This window comes from Desulfolutivibrio sulfodismutans DSM 3696, assembly GCF_013376455.1.
GTDB classification, from domain to species: Bacteria; Desulfobacterota; Desulfovibrionia; order Desulfovibrionales; family Desulfovibrionaceae; genus Desulfolutivibrio; species Desulfolutivibrio sulfodismutans.
Genome location: NZ_CP045504.1, coordinates 3,323,373 through 3,342,012 on the forward strand (window position 1 = coordinate 3,323,373; position 18,640 = coordinate 3,342,012).

Genomic DNA, 18,640 nt, shown 5'->3' on the forward strand with positions numbered 1-18,640 from the left:
ATTTTTGCGGCAGAAAAGGAGTTAGCCTTTATTCTTCGATAAAAAGTGCGGGTGTCCTCTCAACGAGAAATCCCGATTGTGCCGCCATGCCGAACCAGCACCAGTCCAAATCGTAATAACGATTCGGATCGCAAGATATTTTCATAAGCTGCAGGGGGGGGACAATTCCTTCTGCAGCAAAGCGGTAGCCAGCGCCGGATGATTTAGTCCCAACGCCGGAAGCAGGCTGCCATAGAAACTTACAGAAACAACGTCGGATTGTTTCGTTCTTTCCAGGCTTGTAATACTAGGCTACCGCCTGATTTCATTGAGAGCGTAGCAGAAAATGTCGCGTTTATGTTTTGTTTTCCTAATTTCATTATTAAATGCTACAGTTTATGTTGTACTTTGAGCCAATTGATTTGCATATAAGGCTTGCGTCGTATATTGCACCACTTGTATTTGGTTTATTTTTAAAGCAGTGTATAGTGTTTGTTGTGTTCGGACATGAAATTGTTATTGTCTGTCCTCCTGAAAAGGTGGTATTTTCTGAATAGTGCAAGCTATTTCCAAATGGAGATACACTTCCTGATGTTGTTGAATAAGCAGGGGTTTGATATTGACTAATTTTGTTATATGATTTTTCATCAACTATCACAAAATAATCATAACCATTTTGCCTGGAAAGCTCTGCACATCTAAATAATACAAAATCTTGAGCTCGTTCCATGCTCGTGTATTCATTTCCTCTGAATGAAACTTTGAATACATTTTCGCTCAATTGTGTTTCACTAAAGCCACCCAGGATCCCTTCAGATTTATATGGTGTAGCGCAGCCTGTTAGGAATAAGAATAATAGTGAAAGCAATAAGTATTTTGACGATGGATAGGTTCCAGAAAAGCTTGAATTGGCCATGCCCCCTCCGGTGTTTCGTGCCCATAGGCTTTGCCGATGGTATGAGTTTTTAAGGCAATATCTCGAAATCTTATTCAGTATCAAGCTTAAAACGGGTTTTGTTTACGTTGGCTCCATTTTGACGGGGCTTCGTGTGGCAAGGCGCCAATAAGTGCCAGGGCAGGCCCCTGGGGGCGTGGCAACTTGTGACACCTCAAACGTACTGGCACTCCGGTCCGTTTGCTGACAAGGCAGGGCGAGGGCAGGCGGAGGAGGAAATGAAAACCCGGCCAGGGCGAGGGCGGCCCGGGCCGGGGCGAGACGCACTACAAAAGGGCATCCACCTTGTGTCAGGATGACAAGGGACGGTCCATGAGGCAAAGATTGTGCGGACTGCTTCCGGGTGGAGGTGGGCCGCTTTTTTGTTGGGATTGTATCGTGGGTGTTGGGAATAGCGTTGGGAACGAAAAAGGGCTTACGGTCATTTTTCCCGTAAGCCCTTGAATTTTTGTGGCGTCCCCAACCGGGTTTGAACCGGTGTTCCCGGCGTGAGAGGCCGGTGTCCTAGGCCACTAGACGATGGGGACGCAGATGGTGGGCCGTGCTGGGATCGAACCAGCGACTCTCTGCTTAAAAGGCAGATACTCTACCGCCTGAGTTAACGGCCCACGCGGAAACAGGCTTCCTAATCCCATGCCCGCCCCCTGTCAAGGGGCTCGTTCCGCGCGGCCATCAATCCCGCGCCCGGCCGAGGTGCATGCTTAATCAAATCCATCTCCCGCGTCCATCGGAAAATGCGCGGCCACGCCCGACGACTCCCGTCCGCCATCCGCCGTGCGGGCCGGGACGTGCGGCGAACGCGACCGCAAGACAGCCGGGAAATGGTCGCAACCACCTCCGGCAGCACGGCGTCATAAACGCCCGGGGCGGCGTTTCGGGGAAGGGCCAGCCCCCAGGCCCCGACAGATTCGCCCAAGTCTACACCACGACGGGCAGCCAGTTCGGGCCTGTCCTCCGGCCCCGACAGATTCCCCTGGCGCGCCGGACGCCTCCGGTATATGAGCCCAGGTCATGGATATGGCCGAACTGTGGCGCACGTTGGTGTGGCCCCTGACCCGTCTGCTTGTGTCGTTGTCCGTGGGCCTTTTGGTGGCCAACCTCATCGAGGCCCTCAACTGGACCCGCTTCATGGCCCGCTTCGCCGCTCCGCTCATCCGCGTGGGGCACATGAAGGACGTGGTGGGGGCCAGCTTCTCCATGGGCTTTTTTTCCGGCATGGCCGCCAACACCATGCTCGCCGAGGCCTATGCCGAAAACCGCCTCACCCCGCGCGAGCTCGTCCTGGCCAACCTGTTCAACAGCCTGCCCACCTATTTCCTGCACCTGCCCAACATGTTTTTCATCACCGCGCCCTTTCTGGGCTCGGCCGCCTTCCTTTACGTGGGCCTGACCCTTCTGGCCGCCATCCTGCGCACCCTGGGCATCCTTTTCGTGGGCCGCCTGCTCCTGCCGCCCCTGCCCGAGGGCTGCGTGGTCTGCCATCTGGGCGAGGACCGGGTGACGCTTGCCAGCGCCCTGAAAAAAAGCTGGGCCCGCTTTAAACGGCGCATCAAAACCATCGCGCTGTTCACCATCCCCACCTATGTGGGCATTCATTTTTTAAGCACCCACGGGTTTTTCGGCTATCTGGAAAAATTCGTGTCCGAACACCTGGGGGGCATGCCCTGGCTGTCGCCCCAGGCCATAAGCATCGTCATCTTCCACATGGCCGCCGAGTTCACGGCTGGGCTGGCCGCTGCCGGGGCCCTGCTCGGCGCGGGCGATCTGGACGTCAAGCAGGTGGTCATGGCCTTGCTCGTGGGCAACGTGCTGTCCACGCCCATGCGCGCCTTCCGGCACCAGTTCCCTTATTACGCGGGCATCTTCAAACCGGCCATGGCCATCCGGCTCATCGCCTGGAACCAGGCCTTTCGGGCCGCCACCATCATCATCGTGGCCGTGGGCTATTACTTTCTGGGATAGGCCCGCCGGAGGCCGCACTTGCCTCGCGGCGCCCCCCGGGGCACACTTCGGCCTTCTTCGCCCACTAACCGCCAACGCGGCCGGACTGCTCTACACCCCGGCCCGACAACGAGGTTCGCCATGATTCCCGGTTCCCCCACCCCCGCCCCCCGTACCGTCAGGGTCCGGTTGGTCAGCGGTCCCCTGGACTATCTGCGTCTGGCCCTGCGCGTGCTGTTCTGGGGCCTTGTGCTCTTCGTGGCGTTTTCGGCCTTCGAGACCGACAGCTTCACGGACAAGGGGCATGTGGTCTATCTCGACGCCGACTTCGAGGAGGTGGCCTGGGAGGACATCGGGGCGGACGATTCGGTGGTGGGGCTGGTGGACCTTTCCGGGACGATCGCCAGCTTTGCCGATTCCGACGTGCTGGCGGGCACGGGTTCGGTGGTGACCCCGGACGTGGTGCGCGACGCCTTGTCGGTCATGCGCGCGGAAGGGGGCTTGTCCGGGCTGGTGATCCGCTTCGAGACCCCGGGCGGCGAGGTGGCGGCCGCAGACGAGATCCGCAACACCCTGGCCACGTTCAAGGCCCGGGAAGAGATCCCCCTGTATTTCTATTCCAGCTTCGTCCTGGCCTCTGGCGGCTATTACGCGGCCTGCGCCGCAGACAAGGTGTTCGCGGCCAAAAACGCCGAGGTGGGCAGCATCGGGGTGATCATCGAACTGCTCAATTTCCGCAAGCTGGCCACGGACACCCTGGGCGTGAATATGAAGGTCTACAAAAGCGGCGAATTCAAGGACATGGGCAACCCCTTTCGGGAGCCCACCCCGGCCGAGGAGACCCTTCTGGCCCGGGATGTCCGGGAGAGCATGGAGGCGTTCGTGGCCGAGGTGTCCCAGAGCCGGAAGATCCCCGTTTCGGTTGTGCGCGAAAAGCTGGGCACGGGCGAGGTCTGGAGCGGCAGGCGGGCCAAGGAGCTGGGATTGGTGGACGAGGTGCTGTATCCCGAGGAACTGGCCGCCCGGCTTAAGACCGAAATCGACAGCAAGGGCGAGGTATTTTACGCCGCCTACCAGCCGCCCAAGGGGCTGTGGCATACCCTGGAGACCGGGATGTCCGCCGTCCTGTCCGCCGCCATGCCCAAGCTGCCCCTGCCGGTCGCCCGCAAGGGATTCCATACGCCCAGGCTCTACTATCTGTTACAGCGGTAGGGGGGGAAGCCGTGGGACACGAATGGTGAAAGGGCAAATGGAAAGGCGTTTTTTCGATACGCAGCACGGGCGTATTTCGAAACGCTCCATGCCGTGAACAGCGGTGAGGAGCCCTGCGCAGGGGCATGACCCCTTTTCAGAGGCGGCCGATTTTTGGGCGGGGCGCAACCGCAGCCGACCCCTGGGCCGGGGTGTTCCCGTTCCCGGGCCAGGTCTGTCCCGGCCCGGACAGGCTTGGCGCGCCGGGCCTCTTTCTGCCCGCCGTCAGCCGTCCACGCCCAGGCGCAGGCGTTTGACGGCGTTTTGGCGGAAAAGCATCTCCGTCTCCAGGCGCAGCTTGTCCTGCTGGGCCTCGAAGATCTCCTTGGGGAAATAGATCCCGTTTTTGAGATCCTCCCGGGCCCGCAACTCCCGGATACGTTCCTCGACGGCTTTTTTCTCGGCCGCAAACCCGGCCAGCTCCGCCTCGGCGGCGGCGATGGCCCTCTGGGTATCCTCGTTCATGCGTCCCGATTCCTTTAAAAGACCCGCAGGGTCTTGATGTTGACGAATTCACGGATGCCGAATTCCGACAGCTCCCGGCCGTAGCCGGAATTTTTCACCCCGCCGAAGGGCAGGGCCGGTTCCGACTTGGTCATGCCGTTGATGGTCACGGTTCCGGCCTCGATATGCCGGGCCATGGCCCGGGCCGCGTCCACATCCGCCGTCCAGATGCCAGCTCCCAGGCCGTAGGGCGTGTCGTTGGCCAGAAACAGGGCGTGCTGCGCATCCTCGGCCACAAAAAGGGCCGCCGCCGGGCCGAACAACTCCTCGTCGTAGGCGGGCATGCCCGGGGCCACGTCGGCAAGAAGCGTGGGTTCATGATAGAATCCCGGCCCCTCCACGGCATGGCCGCCCAGGAGCAGCCGCGCGCCCATGTCCAGGCAGGTTTTGATCTGGACCGCCAGGGCCTGGCGCAGATCCTCGCGGGCCATGGGGCCAAGCGTCGTGGCCGGGTCGAAGGGGTCGCCCGGCACGTAGTGGGACATGGCCGTCGTCAGGAGTTCGGTGAACTGATCGGCCACCGGCCGCTCCACGATGAACCGCTTGGAGGCGATGCATACCTGGCCGCAGCCCTGGAGCCGGGCCGCGGCCCCGGTGCGGGCCGCAGCGGAAAGATCCGCGTCGGCCAACACGATGCACGGGTCCGATCCGCCAAGCTCCAGCACGCTTTTTTTGAGATGCTTCCCGGCCAGGGCGGCCACGGATCGTCCGGCCCGGACGCTGCCCGTCAGGCTCACCCCGCGCACCCCCGGATGGGCGATGACCGATTCTACGAGGTCAAGCGGGATCAGCAGGGTGCGGAAGACATGTTCCGGAAACCCGGCCTGGCGGAAGAGATCCTCCACGGCCAGGGCGCAGCCGCAGACGCCCGGGGCGTGCTTGAGGACCACGGCGTTGCCGGCCATGACGGCCGGGGCCGCGAAGCGGATGGCCTGCCAGAAGGGGAAGTTCCAGGGCATGATGCCAAGGATCGTTCCCAGGGGCTCGAAGCTGACGCAGGACTCGGCCACGGCCGAGCGTACCGGCGTGGGGGACAGGATGGCCTCGGCGTGTTGCGCGTAATAGAGGCAGACCTGGGCGCATTTTTTGACCTCGGCCTCGGCCTCGCGAAAAAGCTTGCCCATTTCCAGCGTGATGAGCCGGGCGTGGACGGGGGCCTCGGCGATGAGCAGCTCGGCCAGGGCGGTCATGCACCGGGCGCGCCCGGCGAAGGTGGTCCGGGAAAAATCCCTGGCGGCGCGCGCGACGTCGGTAAGGATCGCCGCACACTCGGCCGGGCCGTGTTCGGGGTAGTCCCGGATGAGCTGCCCCGTGGCCGGATTGACGCTTTGCACCGTACATCCTCCCTGACATGGAACTTGCGGCGGAAAGGGCGCTGGCGCGCCGTTTCCCCTGCGCAAGGACCGCGTTGTACCCCTTTCGGCCGCGCATGGCGAGTCCGGGGAATGGCGGGAATCTGGCCCGGGCCGCCCGGCGCGAGATGGCCCGGGCCTAGCCGTATCCCCTGGGGCGCATTGACGCCGGGGCGCGCTTCCATTATGTGCCAGACCGACCTTTCACGCCACGCCAACAACGCGGTCTGGCCGCCACCACCCCCCGGAGTCAGATGGATACGTCGGTCATTCGCAATTTCAGCATCATCGCCCACATCGATCACGGCAAGTCCACCCTTGCCGACCGCATCCTTGAAGTCACCGGGCTTTTGACCTCACGGGACATGCGCGATCAATACCTGGACCGCATGGACCTCGAGCGGGAACGCGGCATCACCATCAAGGCCCAGACCGTACGCATCCCCTACAAGGCTGCGGACGGCAAAAACTACATCTTAAACCTCATCGACACCCCCGGCCATGTGGACTTCAGCTACGAGGTCTCGCGCAGCCTGTCGGCCTGCGAGGGCGCGCTTTTAGTGGTGGACGCCACCCAGGGGGTGGAGGCCCAGACCCTGGCCAACGTCTACCTGGCCCTGGACCACGACCTGGAGGTGGTCCCGGTCTTAAACAAGATCGACCTGCAAAGCGCCGACGTCGAGGGGGTCAAGGCCCAGATCGAGGAGGGCATAGGCCTCGACTGCCACGACGCCCTGGCCGTCAGCGCCAAGACCGGCATGGGCGTGCCCGAGGTGCTGGAACGCATCATCGCCAAGGTGCCGCCGCCCAAGGGCGACGCCGACGCCCCGCTGCAGGCGCTGATCTTCGATTCCTGGTACGACTCCTACCAGGGCGTGGTGGTGCTGTTTCGGATCATGCACGGCGGCATCGCCATGGGCCAGAAGATCCGTATCTTTTCCACGGGCGCGGTCTATGAGGTCACCCGGCTGGGGGCCTTCTCCCCCGGGCCGGTGGACATCCCCTCCATGGGGCCGGGCGAGGTGGGATATCTGTGCGCCAACATGAAGAACCTGCGCGATGCGCGGGTGGGCGACACCATCACCGGGGCCCAGAATCCGGCGCCCGCCCCGCTGCCCGGATTCAAGGAAGTCAAGCCCATGGTCTTTTGCGGGCTGTATCCGGTGGAGGCGGCGGAATACGAGATTTTGAAATCCGCCCTGGAGAAGCTCCAGTTAAACGACGCGGCCTTCAGCTACGAGGCCGAGACCTCCCAGGCCCTGGGCTTCGGTTTCCGGTGCGGCTTCCTGGGACTCCTTCATATGGAGATCATCCAGGAGCGCCTGGAGCGGGAGTTCGGGGCCACGCTCATCGCCACCGCGCCCTCGGTCATCTACAAGGTGGACAAGACCGACGGCACGGTCCTTTTCATCGACAATCCGAGCAAGCTGCCCAAGACCCAGGAAATCGCCACCCTGTCCGAGCCCTTCGTGCGCATGGAGATCCACACCCCCAACGACTACGTGGGCGGCGTGTTCAAGCTGTGCGAGGAAAAGCGCGGCATCCAGAAGGACATCAAGTACCTGACCTCCACCCGGGTGATCATCACCTATGAGATGCCGTTCGCCGAGATCGTCTACGACTTCTTCGACCGCTTAAAATCCGCCACCAAGGGCTATGCGTCGCTCGACTACGAGATCATCGACCACCGGGCCTCGGATCTGGTGCGCCTGGACATCATGATCAACGGCGACCCCGTGGACGCCCTGGCCACCATCGTGCACCGGGAAAAGTCCTACCATTACGGCCGGGCGTTGGCTCTGCGGCTCAAGCGGAGCATCCCCCGGCAGCTTTTCGAGGTCATCATCCAGGCGGCCATCGGCACCAAGATCATCGCCCGGGAGCGCAATTCGCCCTTACGCAAAAACGTCATCGCCAAGTGCTACGGCGGCGACATCACGCGCAAGCGCAAGCTTTTGGAAAAACAGAAGGAAGGCAAGCGCCGCATGAAGCGGATGGGCAACGTGGAGATTCCCCAGGAGGCCTTTTTGGCGGCCCTCAAGGCCGGGGACGACTCCTGACGCCACCCGCCGCCACGGCGCATGGACGGCCCGGCCCGGCCGGTTCTTTCGACACGTTCCGGAAACGGTCCCGTCCCCACCCTGCGGGGCAAGGGGGCGACGCCCGGCGCAAGCAAAAGGAAAACGTATGAACCCCAGATGGCAGAAAACGCTTCTTGAATACATTGAGGCCCTGGCCGTGGCCCTGGTCCTGGCCCTGGTCATCCGCACCTTCGTGGTCCAGGCCTTCAAGATCCCCTCCGGGTCCATGCTGGAGACCCTGCAGATCGGCGACCACCTTCTGGTCAACAAGTTCCTCTACGGCGTGAAGATGCCGTTTACCGGAACCACGCTGTTCGACGTCGAGGAGCCCAAGCACGGGGACATCATCGTCTTCGAATTCCCCGAAGACCCGGACAAGGACTTCATCAAACGCATCATCGGCGCTCCCGGCGACGTCATCGAGATCAAGGACAAAGAGGTCTATCGCAACGGCGAAAAGCTCACCGAACCCTATATCCGCCACACCGACCCGCGCATCACCCCCCGCCGGGACAACTTCGGGCCTGTCACCGTGCCCGAGAACAAGTATTTCTGCATGGGCGACAACCGCGACGAATCCTACGACTCCCGCTTCTGGGGCTTCGTGGACCGGGACAAGATCAAGGGCAAGGCCTGGGTCATCTACTGGTCCTGGAACGGCATCCCCAATGTGCGCTTCGACCGGATCGGCATGTTGGTGAAGTGACGCCATGCCGGTCCATGTCGCCACCGCCGCGCTTTTAGGCATCGACGCCTTTCCGGTCGAGTTGGAGGTGGACCTGGCCCGGCAGGGACTTCCGTCCTTCGCCATGGTCGGACTGGCCGAGGGCGCGGTGCGCGAGAGCAAGGAACGGGTGCTGGCCGCGCTCAAAAACAGCGGCTTTAAGCTCCCGGCGGCGCGCATCACCGTCAATCTGGCCCCGGCCGACATGCGCAAAGAGGGCAGCGCCTACGACCTACCCCTGGCCGCGGCCCTTCTGGCTGCGGCCGGAATCCTGCCCCCTGAGGGGGCCAGCGGCCTTTTCCTGGCCGGTGAGCTGTCCCTGTCCGGCGAGCTCAAGCCCGTGCCCGGCATCCTGTCCATGGCCGTGCGGGCCCGGGAGATGGGCTCCAGGGGCATCCTGGTGCCCCGGGACAACGCCCGGGAGGCCGCCGTGGTCCGCGACCTGCCGGTCTACGGCCTGACGACCCTGCGCGAGGCCGTGGAATTTTTAAGCGGCCAGACGCCCCTTTCCCCCGAACCCCTGCCCGAAACCGACCCCGGCCCCGTGCCCGGGGATTTCCAGGTGGACTTCTCCGAGGTCAAGGGCCAGCAGCACGCCAAGCGGGCCGTGGAGATCGCCGCCGCCGGGGGGCACAACCTGCTTTTCGTGGGACCGCCGGGCAGCGGCAAGACCATGCTGGCCAAGCGCATCCCCACGGTGCTGCCTCCGCTTCGCTTCGACGAGGCCCTGGAGGTCACCAAGATCTACAGCGTGGCCGGGCAGCTTCCCCGCCAGGCCGCCCTGGTCGAGGCCCGGCCCTTCCGCTCGCCGCACCACACCATCTCCGACGCCGGGCTCATCGGCGGCGGCAGCCACCCCCGGCCGGGCGAGGTGTCCATGGCCCACAAGGGCGTGCTTTTTTTGGACGAGCTGCCGGAGTTCAAGAAATCCGTGCTGGAGGTGCTGCGCCAGCCCCTTGAGGACGGCAAGGTGACCATCGCCCGGGCGGCCATGTCCCTGACCTATCCTGCCGACTTCATGCTGGTGGCCGCGCTCAACCCCTGCCCCTGCGGCTACCTGGGCGACCCGCGCCACGAATGCACCTGCTCGCCGCCGCAGATCCAGCGTTACCGCTCACGCCTGTCCGGGCCGCTTCTGGACCGCATCGACCTGCAGGTGGAGGTTCCGGCCGTGCCGTACAAGGAACTGCGCCAGGAGGCCTCGGCCGTGGATTCGACGGCCATGCGGGGGCGGGTTCTGGCGGCCCGGGAGCGGCAGGCGGCGCGCTATGCCGATGCGGCCATCCACGTCAACGCCGAGCTGGTGGGGAGCCGCCTGTCGGCCTGCTGCAGGATCGACGACGAGGGGCACCGCTTCCTGGAGGGCGCGGTGAGAAGGCTGGGGCTTTCGGCCCGGTCGCATACCCGGATCTTGCGCATCGCCCGGACCATCGCCGACCTGGATGGCGACGAGGGCATCAGGGTGGAGCATCTGGCCGAGGCGGTGAATCTGCGGGGGCTGGACAGGCAAAGGGAGGCGTGAGGAACTACTGTCAGACTGATACTCGCCGACTCTCTCAAAATTCGTTCCTCTTTCCATCATTTTTAAAACCATATTCAAGCATATTGTCGATATTGACAATTTGCACTTTTCTGATATCTTCCGCCCGCCGTAATAAGGATCACGCCTAACTTGTTATGTTCCATAAGACCTCTATAAAAAGTTGTTAATCGTCTTGGATGCGAGAACTATTAAACTCATAGCTCGTTTCCAGGAGAGGTAAAGGAGACCGCCAATGGGAGACCGCTGCACAATCCTCTGATGTCGTTACGGAATTCTCTCGAAAGGTCTCGGTCGTCTGTTTCCGCCGTCGTTTAGCCGACAGCGCTGATCTTGTTTCACCTTGAGGCGGCGTTCGTCACTCCTTAGCGTAAGTGTTCCTCAACATCCCGCTTTGAGCACCGCTTTTTTCAAGTTGAAAGCCATAGCGTTGAGTAAAAATTCAAGTTCAACCTTGGCTACCCCCAGGTAACGCGTCCGGAAGAAGCCATAACTTCTTTTGAGCGTTCCGAAAGCCCGTTCCACCTTCGACCGGACGCTGCTAACTTGACGATTTGCCGCTTTTTCGGCGGGGTTCAGCGCACGGTTGCGAGCGGCCTTATGCATGATGCCGTCGGCAAGTCTCCGAGCTTGGAGCACATGCCTGTTCAACTGGCTGCTGTATCCCTTGTCCGCATAGATGCGGCCCCCTGGCATGGGGCCAATCTCATCAAGAATATCCACGAATTCCTGCGTATCCGAACGGTTGGCGGGCGTGACATGGCCGCCGAGGAGAAAGCCGTCCCGGCTGTCCGTGGCCGCATGGACTTTGTAGCCGTAATAAGCCCGGTTCCCTTTGCGCAACCAGGCCGCATCGGCGTCATCGGAGTAGCTGATGGTTACGTCCGACGCCTCGTCGTCATCTTCCTCGCGATCTTCGGGAAGAATATCGATTACTTTGAGGGGGCGGCGCGAGGAGGTGATGACGCTCGCGTCCACGATGGCTCCTTCACGTACCAGTAAGCCGCGCCGCTGGAGTTGATGGTTGAGTTTGTCCAGAAGCCGCTTCAAGACGTTTTTTTCAAGCAGGCTCTGCCGAAACCGGCAAATGGTCGAGGAATCGGGCACCTCGTCATGATCAAGGGAAAGGCCCACGAATCGGACAAAGGACAACCGATCGTACAAGCATTCCTCCACCGCCGCGTCGCTCAGGTTGTACCACCTCTGGAGCAGAAGGATTTTAAACATCGGCAACGGTGCATATGCAGGATTACCAACGGCATTGACGACTCGGCTGAGCTTTTTTCGAAGAAGCTTCTCAAACGGCTTCCAATCAATGAGGCGATCAATCTCATCCAGAAAGCATTCCTTGTGCCTGCGATGGGACACGACGTAGTCGGCAATACCGGGCTTATTGGAATTGCGCTCGCTCATGATCGCCTCCATTATTTTTGATGGAGAAAATATAGCATAATTGCCTAAAATTACAATAGAATTGTGCCATTTTTCCGTGCAACGGTCTCAATGGATATTATATCGCCAGCATGGGATTTGATTGTTCAGCTTCTTATCATTTCATTTATAGTGTTTGTTCTTTTGAACGTGCTAAGGTATTTATACTTGACTGGCACTTGTAACACAAAGAATAATAGCACGAAAGAACTTACAGATTCAGCAGTGAAAGAAAGAATTAAAAAAGAGATATATAGCCAGCTGGAGTCAACTTATGATGATGCACCAATCGATGGTAAGCGCTGGAATCCAAGATGGTTTGGTTTGGGTGCCATAATAAGAATTTTTTCGCTATTTGGACTTACGAGGAGCGATTTTAAACATGACGACATCACTATCAAAGTATATCGTCGGCTTCTTCTGCGGCACAGCATTCTTAATCACGTTGAAAAGTTGAGTCGTAGCCATGATGTAAATTATTTCCTAGATATGTATTTTCCTGCGGGCATTTTGCAAAAAAAAGGACTTCAAAGTTATCTAAGCGAAAGAATTGCCAACGATGCTAGCAGCTACAAGACTGATTGTGGGAAACATTTTCCTCTTTGGGATAATGACCAAAATTCGTTGCGTTTGATATCTGGAAATAATACAGATATTATAAATGGAAAAATGTCCCAGAAGAAGGATGATTCGGGAGATGAATCGCAACCTTTTTCACTACTTCCTCCACCTTTAAGAGCGTACAACCTCGCCGTAACAGACTTATTCGTCGAAAAAGCGTTGTCTTATTTAAATAGAAAGGCAAGAACATACAACATTTATGGTTTTTTTCTGTCATGTGTAGCATTTGTAGCAATTGCAATTGGAACATTTGTGGCTCTCGCAAATACCGTTGATAATGATACCGGTGGAAAGTTTGCAGAGTTCGTTAATACTAATTTTAAAAAAACGAAACAACCTCAAGCATATGCTGAAATTCCAGATCATTTATCTAAATACATCGATAAAATAGAAAATATAAATGATAGTCAGTATGTGTCAAGCGTTGCAGTAGGAGAGTATATAAAATTTATTTCTTCTGACCAAGCAAATAGCAGATGGATTAGATTGATTTCTGCCTTTGTAAGGGGATTTACATTTTATGGTCTTCTCGTCCTATTGGCGGTCTTCTGCTATCGCATGGCAAAAGCTCTCTTCGATCAAGCTGAACGCCTCAAGGACCGCCGCCACGCCCTGCGGCAGGGCAGGCTTTTCGTACATCTCAACGGCGGGAAGATGTCTATTGATGAAATGGAGAAGGCCTTCAACTGGAACATGTCTTCCGAAAACGCCTTCGCCAACATCAACCCCGACGCGCAGGCCCCGTGGGGGAATGTAGTCAAGGAGATGTTGAAGACCATCAGAGAAACTTCAAAAGCCGGGATAAAAGCTGCTGAGAGAAAATAAGTGTAATCATATCAATAGGTTGTGCTGTGCGGGGAGAGAGGAAACCCTGAAAGCCTCTCTGCTGCAATTGCAGCCTGAATACATCTGATGCCGGACAGGGGGGAGGGACCGTCGCCGGTCATGACCAACCGGGCCATCATCCCCCGTGCGTGGCGTACGGAAGGCAGCCCGCCCGGACCCGGCGCTAGTCCCCGGCTCCCTTTCGGGTCACCGCCCGCCCCATGGCCGCCAGCAGCGTCGTGATCTCAAAGGGCTTGGGCACGTAGCCGTTCATGCCGACGGCCAAAAACCGCTCCCGGTCGCTCTCCATGGCGTAGGCCGTCAGCGCGATGACCGGGATGTTCCGGTCGATGCCCGGCACCTCGCCGTTGCGGATGTGCCGGGTGGCCGCCAGGCCGTCCATCACCGGCATCTGGATGTCCATGAGCACCAGATCGAAGGGAGCCCCCTCCAGGGCCTTGAGCGCCTCCAGGCCGTTTTCGGCCTCCACGGGCGTATGTCCCCGACGCGACAGGGACTTGACCAGAGCCATCCGGTTGACCGGCTCGTCTTCCACGACCAGCACGCGAAGCGGCGGCAGTTCCGGGGCTTCGGACGCAGCCTCGGCCGGGGCCGGTTGCGCCTGGACCGTCTCGCCCCCCGCAGGCCAGAACACGCTGGTGAAGGAAAACGTGCTGCCCTCCCCGGGCGCGCTCTCCACCCGGATGGTCCCCCCCAAAAGCTCCACCACGCTTTTGGCGATGGACAGGCCCAGCCCCGAGCCGCTGTATTTTTTCGTCAGGTATTCCTCGGCCAGGGTGAAGCTGTCGAAGATGGACCGATGCTTGTCCGCCGGGATGCCGATTCCGGTGTCGGTCACGGAAAAAAGCAGGCAGGCGCCGGAAAAATCCCCGGCCACCCGCACCAATCCGTCGGCCAGGGCCTGCCCCGTCTCCAGGGGGGTCACGGCGACCCGCACCGATCCGGCCTGGGTATGGCGCAGGGCGTTGCCCACCAGGATGTTGATCACCTGACGCAGACGAAAATCGTCGCCCACCAGTTGGTCGGGCACGGTCGGCGCGATGTCGAAGTGCAGGGGGAGCCCCTTGAAGGCTGCGGCCACGGCATGGGTCCGCTCCAGGGAGTCCATGAGGCCGCGCAGGGAAAAGCTGCGCAGGACCGGTTCCAGCGCCCCGGCTTCGATGCTGGCCAGCTCCAGCAGATTGTTGACGATCTGGATCAGCCTGTCTGAGGATTCGCGGGCGATTTCCCAGAATTCCCGCTGCTCGTCAGGCAGCTCCTCGGCCAGGGCCAGTTGCGTCATGCCCATGATGCCGTTGATGGGCGTGCGCAACTCATGGCTCATGTTGGCCAGAAACTGGGTCTTGGCCTCGTTGGCCGCGTCGGCCAGCCGCTTGGCCCGGTGCAGTTCGTTTTCGTCGCGCTTGCGCACGATGGCCAGCCCGAGCAGCACGGCCATGCGGGACACGGTGCGCACCTCGTGTTCGCCATAGCCTCCCGGGGCGTTGGCCAAGGCGATCTGTCCCAGTATCCGGCCTTCAGTCACCACCGGGACGCTCATGAAATTTTCAAGAGGGACATGACCGCCGGGCAACCCCCGGAAGGCGGGATGCCTGGTCGGATCATCCACGACCAGGGGTTTGCCGGTGTTGAGGGTCACCCCCCACAGGCAGGGATAGCTGCCGTCAGGGTTCGGAGAAAATTCGGTCTTCACCTTGTCGGCGGGCAGGTTGCACTGGCCTTCGAGCATCTCCGTCAGGGTCAGGCTGGCCAGGTTGCCGGTTTTTTCGTCGATGACGCCCACGTAGCCGTGCTGGCTGCCGGTGACCTGCCGGGCCGCGCCCAGCACGATTTTCGAGAGATCCGTAAAGGAGGCCCCGCCGCCCAGAAGCGCCCGGGAGATGGCGGCCACGGCCACGTTGGCCGACAGTTCACGGTGCAGCCGGTCCTCGGCGGCCTTGCGTTCGGTGATGTCCTCGCCCGAGGACAAAAGGCCCGTGGCCATCCCGGCCTCGTCGGAAAGGGCCGTGTTATGGAAGATGAGCAGCCGCCGACTGCCGTCGCGGCGCAACACCTGATTCTCGTACACGTCCCGGAACCCGCCTGAACCGTGCAGCATCCCGCCCATCACCTCGCGCAGGCTTCGGCGGGCCTCGTCCGGGATGCAGGTCTCGATCCAATCCTTCCCGAGAAGCTCGTGCTCGTCATGATAGCCGAGTATTTCAAGTCCCTTGCGATTGATCAGCGTGATTCGGCCGGAGACGTCCAGGCCGACCATCAGTACCCCGGCGATGTTCAGATAGCGCCGGGCCTGCTCCCGTTCCCGGGCCAGATCCACTTTGGCCCGCTCCCGTTCGCCCAGGGCCCGCAGATAGCTTATGCCGTGGGCCATGTCCCCGGCCAGTTCCTCCAACAGCGGGATCTCGTCGTCCCCGAAGGCCCCAACGCCCCGGGCGTCGATGCACAGCACCCCGAACACCCCGGCATCGTTGCGAAGCGGCAGGGACATGATGGACAGCGGACCATTGTGCCCGATGTCCTCCCTCCAGGGCGCCATGCCAGGATCGGCGGCGGCGTCCGTTACGAAAATGGTCCGGTTCTCCCGGATGGCCCGGCCCACAGGCCCCCGGCCGCGCGGCTGGTCGCCGTCCCACACGACGGCCAGGCGTCGTACCGCCTTAAGATCGATTCCGGCGCTGGCCAGGGGGAGGACCGTTTTTGCCGCATCGTCTTCAACCTGACCCACCCAGACCGCATGATAGCCGCCGACCTCCACGATGGCCCGACACATGTCGTCGAGAAGTTCCTGTTCGCTTGTGGCCTGAAGCAGCACATGGTTGCAGCCGCTTAAGGTCTTTAAGGCCCGGTTGCTGCGGAAAAGGGCCTCGTTGGCGGCGGTGGTCTCCCGGGTTTTTACCGCCACGGCCGCGCTCAGGCGTTCCTGGCGGTTGACCACGAAGTAGGTCAAAAGGCTCAGCAAAAAGACGATGACCAGGCTGCCGATCTGGAAGACCGAAAGCCGGAAGGAGACGGCCGCGTCCCACCCTCCGCGCAAAACGGCCGCCAGTTCCCAATGTCCCTCGGGGAGCTCTACGCGCAGGATCACCGGATTCTCGGTAAAGATCCGGTCATCGCCGAAAAAGACGCGGCCGTCCTCGCCGCGCAGGGCCAGGGACACCCCGTCCATTTCCCGGGAAATTCCGGCCTCGGCCAGAATGTCCGGTACGTCCAGGGCGATGTTGACCATGCCCCAGTAGACGCCGTGCAGATACACGGCCTTGCGGGCCACCAGCCCGAGCCCGCCGCGCAAAAGTTCGAAGGGGCCGCTGATCACGAGGTTCCGGGATTCCACGGCCTGGCGATAATCCTCGCGGCCCTTGGGGCGTGGGTCGTTGGACAGGTCGTGGCCTATGAGCAACCGGCTCTGCTCGGGAGGATAGGACATGTCCACGATGCCGTTCGGGGCAATGGACAGGGAGCGGATGCCCGCATCGCCGCCGACCAGGCCCGAGGCGAAGACGGGAAATTCCTCAAGGGTGTGCCCCGTGAGCAGCTTGGCCTCCACGAAGGCGGCCAGGCCGCCCAGGCGGGCCAGACGGCTGCCGATCTGGGATTCAAGGGCGACATGCTGGATATCGCAACGGGCGCGGAGCTCCTCGCGTTTTTCGGCCACCACCCGTGTCCTAAAGGCGTCAACGGCGAAAAACCAGACGATGCAAAGCGCCAGGGCCACGGAAAACGCGGCCAGAAGCGACTTCCGCCGGGCTTTGGGGATATGGGGGAGGGGCCTGTTCATGCTGCTTGCACCAGCCCGGGAACCATGGAAAGTCATGGCACAATGCCATGACTAACAAAAAAATAGCAAAAATGTTTTACAAGAACAAGCCGGGACATTGTCCGGAGAGCGATTCTCCGGAAGACTGGGATATCTGTGGCGTCAGCCAGGCATGGCGTCTTTAACTTCGTGGTTGGGGAGGGGGGAATGTGTTTCTAGAGATGTGCAATCACCAAGTGTAGCGGAACGAGTGAGCGTTTCAAAAAAACAGACCGTTCATTTGAAGGAAAAAACAAGGATATCATGATGGTTTCCCGCACATCCCGGATGTCCGCCTGGGCGGTTGCGAGCGTGGTGTTTCGTCCCTGAAGATACGACAATATTTATACTAAAAATAAGTATTCCAATATGTTGTACTTGTAATCAGGGGCTTCCAGGTTCGATGGCCAGATATCAGTCAGGGGATGCGGCTGTTTCCGGCACGGGAGCGGGCACCGCCCGCCGGTACCAGGCCAGGCACAGGCAGGTCATAGGCAGTGCGATCAAAAGGCCCAAAAAACCCAGGAGCTTGCCCCAGACGGACAGGGACAAGAGCATGAGCACCGGGGACAGGCCCATGGCCTTGCCCAGAATGCGCGGCCCCAGAATCACATCCTGGACCAGTTGGCCCACGATGAAAACCAGGGCGATGAGCGCAAGAATCGTCAGGAACCCCGCGTTGGCCTCCAGCGAATGCAAAAGCCCGAGCAGGACGGCCAGGGGCACGGCCAGAAGCTGGAGGTAGGGCACCATGTTGAGCACCCCGACGAAAAGCCCCAGGAGGATGGCCAGGGGCAGGCCGATAAGCGAAAACCCCACGGCGCACGTCACGCCCACGGCCGAGGCCAGGATGGCCTGGGCCCGGAAATAGCGGTTCATGTAGCCTTCGAAATCGGTCACGAAGTCCACGGCCACGGTGCGGTAGCGCTCGGGAACATAATCTTGCCAGTGGCGGACCTTAGCGTAGTCGAGAAGCAGAAAGACCAGATACAGCCCGACCACGAACACCCCGACCAGCCCCAGAATCACATCGGCCGTGCCGCTGATGACCCCCCATACCCCGGGCAGGATGCGGCTGGCGGCCTCCTTGGCCAACCCCAGCACATCGTTTTGGGCGAACCAGGCCCGGACGTCGTCCCGGGCGGCGAAATCCCTGACCCACTTCCACAGGTCCGGGGGCAGACGATCGGCGGCGCGCCGGGCCAGATCGGAATTGTCCATGAACTCGGACAAAAGCCGTCCCATGCGGGTCATCTCGCCCACGATCATGGGGGCTACGAGCAGGATCAGGGCCACGGCGGCCAGGGTCACCCCTGTCAGGGCGGCAATCACCGCCAAAGTACGTTTTTTGAGCCGCCGCTCCAGGAGGTTGACCAGGGGATTGATGAGATAGGCCAGGACCAGGGCCATGACAAAGGGGGCCAAAACGTCGCTCAGGTAGCCGAGCAGGCTGACGATTCCCCACAACAGGCCGGCCGTCAGGGCCAGACGCACCACGCGGTCGAAGGTGAAGGGTCTGTCGTCAAACACGGCGGGCATCTCCTTGTTTTTCCCGGCGGCAGGCAGGCCGGAGTGTTGGTCGCATCTGGAGAAGGGCTTGACTTTTCCGGCGTTTCGAAGGA

At 60.6% G+C, this 18,640-nt stretch carries 12 protein-coding genes and 2 tRNA genes; 6 read left to right on the forward strand and 8 right to left on the reverse strand.

The window, feature by feature from the left end; genetic code table 11:
- Nucleotides 1-361: 361 nt before the first annotated feature.
- The 3 genes from GD606_RS15175 to GD606_RS15185 all read right to left on the reverse strand — a co-directional run bounded on the left by GD606_RS15175 (nucleotide 362) and on the right by GD606_RS15185 (nucleotide 1,542).
- Complete coding sequence (locus GD606_RS15175; RefSeq protein ID WP_163303468.1) at nucleotides 362-895, reverse strand: CC0125/CC1285 family lipoprotein; 534 nt, start codon at nucleotides 893-895, stop codon at nucleotides 362-364.
- A gap of 490 nt (nucleotides 896-1,385) precedes the next feature.
- Nucleotides 1,386-1,461: transfer RNA gene (locus GD606_RS15180), tRNA-Glu, on the reverse strand.
- Between the two features lie 5 nt (nucleotides 1,462-1,466).
- Nucleotides 1,467-1,542, reverse strand: a tRNA-Lys gene (locus GD606_RS15185).
- A gap of 403 nt (nucleotides 1,543-1,945) precedes the next feature.
- Here GD606_RS15185 and GD606_RS15190 point away from each other — a divergent pair.
- Both GD606_RS15190 and sppA read left to right on the forward strand, forming a co-directional pair.
- Nucleotides 1,946-2,896, forward strand: a complete 951-nt coding sequence (locus GD606_RS15190; RefSeq protein WP_163303469.1) for a hypothetical protein — start codon at nucleotides 1,946-1,948, stop codon at nucleotides 2,894-2,896.
- A gap of 120 nt (nucleotides 2,897-3,016) precedes the next feature.
- On the forward strand, nucleotides 3,017-4,087 hold the full coding sequence (gene sppA / locus GD606_RS15195) for a signal peptide peptidase SppA (protein ID WP_163303470.1): 1,071 nt from the start codon (nucleotides 3,017-3,019) through the stop codon (nucleotides 4,085-4,087).
- A gap of 264 nt (nucleotides 4,088-4,351) precedes the next feature.
- On the opposite strand, the gene GD606_RS15200 is transcribed toward sppA, so the two are convergent.
- Nucleotides 4,352-4,591, reverse strand: coding sequence for a hypothetical protein (locus tag GD606_RS15200; RefSeq protein ID WP_163303471.1), 240 nt, complete (start codon nucleotides 4,589-4,591; stop codon nucleotides 4,352-4,354).
- Between the two features lie 14 nt (nucleotides 4,592-4,605).
- On the reverse strand, nucleotides 4,606-5,964 hold the full coding sequence (locus GD606_RS15205; protein WP_163303472.1) for an NAD-dependent succinate-semialdehyde dehydrogenase: 1,359 nt from the start codon (nucleotides 5,962-5,964) through the stop codon (nucleotides 4,606-4,608).
- Nucleotides 5,965-6,236: 272 nt separating this feature from the next.
- Between GD606_RS15205 and lepA the strand changes: the two genes are divergently transcribed.
- The 3 genes from lepA (at nucleotide 6,237) to GD606_RS15220 (ending at nucleotide 10,309) form a co-directional block, all read left to right on the forward strand.
- Complete coding sequence (lepA, locus tag GD606_RS15210; protein WP_163303473.1) at nucleotides 6,237-8,042, forward strand: translation elongation factor 4; 1,806 nt, start codon at nucleotides 6,237-6,239, stop codon at nucleotides 8,040-8,042.
- 127 nt (nucleotides 8,043-8,169) lie between these two features.
- A complete protein-coding gene (gene lepB, locus GD606_RS15215) occupies nucleotides 8,170-8,769 on the forward strand; it encodes a signal peptidase I (RefSeq protein ID WP_163303474.1) in 600 nt (199 codons plus the stop codon).
- A gap of 4 nt (nucleotides 8,770-8,773) precedes the next feature.
- Complete coding sequence (locus GD606_RS15220; protein WP_176629316.1) at nucleotides 8,774-10,309, forward strand: YifB family Mg chelatase-like AAA ATPase; 1,536 nt, start codon at nucleotides 8,774-8,776, stop codon at nucleotides 10,307-10,309.
- Nucleotides 10,310-10,708: 399 nt separating this feature from the next.
- Here the strand turns inward: GD606_RS15220 and GD606_RS15225 are convergent, their stop codons facing one another.
- Nucleotides 10,709-11,740 (reverse strand): IS5 family transposase, encoded by a 1,032-nt coding sequence (locus GD606_RS15225; protein WP_176629169.1) that lies wholly within the window; start codon nucleotides 11,738-11,740, stop codon nucleotides 10,709-10,711.
- A gap of 90 nt (nucleotides 11,741-11,830) precedes the next feature.
- On the opposite strand from GD606_RS15225, the gene GD606_RS15230 reads away from it, so the two are divergent.
- Complete coding sequence (locus tag GD606_RS15230; protein WP_163301760.1) at nucleotides 11,831-13,204, forward strand: hypothetical protein; 1,374 nt, start codon at nucleotides 11,831-11,833, stop codon at nucleotides 13,202-13,204.
- 184 nt (nucleotides 13,205-13,388) lie between these two features.
- Here GD606_RS15230 and GD606_RS15235 read toward each other — a convergent pair whose 3' ends face one another.
- Together GD606_RS15235 and GD606_RS15240 are read right to left on the reverse strand one after the other, a co-directional pair.
- Nucleotides 13,389-17,000 (reverse strand): GAF domain-containing protein, encoded by a 3,612-nt coding sequence (locus GD606_RS15235; protein WP_163301759.1) that lies wholly within the window; start codon nucleotides 16,998-17,000, stop codon nucleotides 13,389-13,391.
- Nucleotides 17,001-17,432: 432 nt separating this feature from the next.
- Nucleotides 17,433-18,548, reverse strand: a complete 1,116-nt coding sequence (locus GD606_RS15240; protein ID WP_246298837.1) for an AI-2E family transporter — start codon at nucleotides 18,546-18,548, stop codon at nucleotides 17,433-17,435.
- Nucleotides 18,549-18,640: the final 92 nt, after the last annotated feature.